This is a genomic window from Dokdonella sp., from assembly GCF_036518555.1.
Lineage (GTDB): Bacteria > Pseudomonadota > Gammaproteobacteria > Xanthomonadales > Rhodanobacteraceae > Dokdonella_A.
On sequence record NZ_DATDMY010000304.1, the window covers coordinates 1 to 3,227 of the forward strand.

The window sequence follows — 3,227 nt, forward strand, 5'->3', positions numbered from 1 at the left end:
GGCGATGCCATCCAGGCGATCGAGCTGCTCGACGACTGCGGGCGCAAGCGCGCCGCGCTCGACGTCGCCGAGGCGGCGATCGACGCGCATGGGGGCGATCCGCGCTTGCACGCGTACGCGGGCATGCTCGCGATGCAGCTCGGCGAGTTCGAACTCGCGCGCGAGCGCTACGCGTTCGCGTTGCGCCACGACCCGCGTGCGCTGGAGTGGCAGTCCGCCTATGGCTACGCGGTCTCGAAGCGCTACGGCGAGCCCGACGACGCTGATTTCGCGCTCATGCAAGGGTTCCTCGCGCGCCCGCAGCTCGCCGACGCCGCGCGCGCGTCGGTGCTGTTCGGCCTCGGCAAGATGCACGACGACGTCGGCCGCACCGCGCAGGCGGTGGCGTGCCTGCGCGAGGCGAACCGCCTCGTCGCCGCGCAGCTGCCGTGGTCGGCGAAGGACTGGCGGCGCCTCGTCGCGGCGCGCCTAGACGGGAAGCCGCCGGCGCCGCCGGCCGCGGCCGATGACGATATCGTGCCGGTGTTCGTGCTCGGCCTGCCGCGCTCGGGCACGACCCTCGTCGCGGACTGGCTCGCACGGCATCCGGCCGTCTGCAACCGGGGCGAACTGCCGTTCGTCGCGCAGCACGCCGCCGATGTCGCGCGTGCGGCGAATCCGGCGGCGGCTCGCGAGGCTGCCGCGCGTACCTACCGCGTCCAGGTGCGGCAGGACGACACCGCGGCGCGCGGGTACATCGACAAGCAGCCGCTCAACTTCCTGCACGTCGACTTCATCGTCGCCGCATTCCCGAACGCGCGCATCGTGTATTGCCGACGCAACGCGCGCGATACCGCGCTGTCGATCTGGATGCAGCACTTCGCCGGGCCGGAATACGCGTTCGCCTACGACTTCGAGCGCATCGCCGCGGTCGCGCAAGGCGAACAGCGCTTGCGCACGGCCGCATTGCAACGACACGGCGATCGCGTGCGCGAGGTGCGCTACGAAGATTTCGTCGCCGACCCGCTCGCGGCGACGACTGCACTCGCGGAATGGATCGGCCTGCCGGCGCACGATTTCGCGCAGGCACCCGCGAGCGAGCGCGTGATCAGCACAGCGAGTGCGTGGCAGGCGCGCCAGCCGGTGCATGCGCGCTCGATCGGGCGCTGGCGCACGTACGCGGACCACCTGCCCGAATTGCTAGGCTTCGCCGACGACTGAACGTGCATGCGACCTTCGCGCAGGAGCGCATCCTGAGCGCGACCGCGACGTCGAACCGTGCCGCATCGCGCGGTCATCCTGCAGGAGCGCACCCTGTGCGCGACCGCGGCTTAAGAGCCTTGCCGCATCGCCGGTCGCCCACAAAGTGGGCTCCTACAATGCGTCGCTGGATGTCCTGGCGTCGAAAGGGACGTGCACGGACGACCGCGGGTCGGTCGGCTCCTCGCTTGTCGCGCGGCATCCATCAGATCCGTTCGATGACGTGCACCGTCTCGTCTGGCGCGTGCGACAGCGTCGATCCGGCCGATCGGTCGCGATATTCACTGCACCCAGTCCGGCGCCCGCTTGTCGAGGAACGCACCCAACCCGTGCTGGCCTTCGGCCGACACGCGCAGGCGCGCGATCAGCGCCGCGTTCTCCTCGTCGATGCGCTCGGCCGATTCGCGCGTCATGCCGCCGATGCGCAGCGCGAGGCGCTTCGCTTCGTCCTGCGCGAGCGGACCGCCCTTGCCGAGGAAGTGCAGGCAACGGTCGACCGCTTCGTCGAGCTGGTCGGCAGGCACCGTTTCGTGCAGCAGGCCGATGCGCGCCGCGGTCGCCGCGTCGAACACTTCGCCGCTCACGAACAGGCGTCGCGCCTGGCGCGCGCCGATCGCGGCGATCACGTAGGGCGAGATCACCGCGGGCACGAGGCCGAGCTTGACCTCGCTCAGCGAGAACTTCGCGCCGTCGACGCCGATCGCGACGTCGCAGCAGGCCACGAGGCCGACGCCGCCGCCGTAGGCGGAGCCGTTGACGCGCGCGACGGTCGGCTTGGCGAGGAAGTTCAGCGTGCGCATGAGCGTGGCGAGTCGCAGCGAATCGACGCGGTTGTCCGCTTCGCTCGCCTGCGCCATGCCGCGCATCCAGTTGAGGTCGGCGCCGGCCGAGAACGATGCGCCGGTGCCGGTGAGCACGACCACGCGCACGGCCGGATTGCGCTCGGCGTCGAGCAGGGCGGCGGTGAGGTCGGCGATGAGGGCGTCGTCGAACGCGTTGTGCACCTGGGCGCGGTTCAGCGAGATCGTCGCGACATGGCCGACGACGGTGACGAGCACGGCTTCGCTCATGGGGGACTCCGTTCGGGGAGCGCGATCATAACGAGCGGCCTGCCGCCACGCCCTGCGGTCGGCCGTTCCGCACGCACGTCGACCTCCCGGGGTACCGCGCATCCCGGCGCCCGGCTATCGCGCGAGGGGTATCCGGAGTATAATGCGAACCATTCTTATTTGCGTGCGAATGCCCGCGTGCGGTTATCGGACATGAAGAAGGGTGCCACCGGTGTCGTCATTGCGGTCGAGGACGCCCATGCGGCCGATCCGATCGCGCGCCGCCTGCGCGAACTCGGCTTCGTGCAGGGTGAACCCGTGCGGGTCGTCGCGCGCGGCCCGTTCGGCGGCGATCCGTTGCTGGTGCAGATCGGCTACACGCGCTTCGCGCTGCGCAAGAGCGAAGCCGCGCGCGTCGACGTCGCGCCGGAGGCGGTTGCGTGAACACCGCCGCGTCATCGCTGCGCATCGCCCTGGTCGGCAATCCGAACTGCGGCAAGACGGCGTTGTTCAACCGTCTCACGGGTGCGCACCAGAAGGTCGCGAATTACGCCGGCGTCACCGTGGAGCGCAAGGAAGGCCGTTTCGTCGCGCCGTCCGGACGCGTGCTGCAGCTGCTCGACCTGCCGGGCGCGTACAGCCTCGATGCGGCGAGCCCGGACGAAGCGATCACGCGCGACATCTGCGAAGGCCGCCATCCGGTCGAACCCGCACCCGACCTCATCGTCTGCGTCGCCGACGCGACCAACCTGCGCCTGCACTTGCGCTTCGTGCTCGAGGTGAAGCGGCTCGGCCGGCCGATGGTGCTCGCGCTCAACATGATCGATGCGGCGCACAAGCGCAGCATCCGCATCGATACGGCCGCGCTCGAGTCCGCACTCGGCATGCCCGTGGTCGAGACGATCGCGGTGAAGCAGGGCGGTGCGGCCGCGCTCGTCG

At 70.4% G+C, this 3,227-nt stretch carries 4 protein-coding genes; 3 read left to right on the forward strand and 1 reads right to left on the reverse strand.

The features are described from left to right. Window positions 1–1,200 (forward strand): sulfotransferase (locus VI238_RS16325; RefSeq protein WP_331653255.1); only part of this gene is annotated, 1,200 nt, incomplete at its 5' end. A 320-nt stretch (window positions 1,201–1,520) separates the two neighbouring features. Here VI238_RS16325 and VI238_RS16330 read toward each other — a convergent pair. Beyond that, entirely contained in the window at window positions 1,521–2,309 is a 789-nt protein-coding gene (locus VI238_RS16330; protein ID WP_331653257.1) for an enoyl-CoA hydratase-related protein, read from the reverse strand. Between the two features lie 177 nt (window positions 2,310–2,486). Between VI238_RS16330 and VI238_RS16335 the strand changes: the two genes are divergently transcribed. Next, a complete protein-coding gene (locus VI238_RS16335; protein ID WP_331653259.1) occupies window positions 2,487–2,732 on the forward strand; it encodes a FeoA family protein in 246 nt (81 codons plus the stop codon). Continuing rightward, a partial coding sequence (locus VI238_RS16340) for a FeoB small GTPase domain-containing protein (RefSeq protein ID WP_331653261.1) occupies window positions 2,729–3,227 on the forward strand: 499 nt, incomplete at its 3' end. The genes VI238_RS16335 and VI238_RS16340, both read left to right, overlap by 4 nt.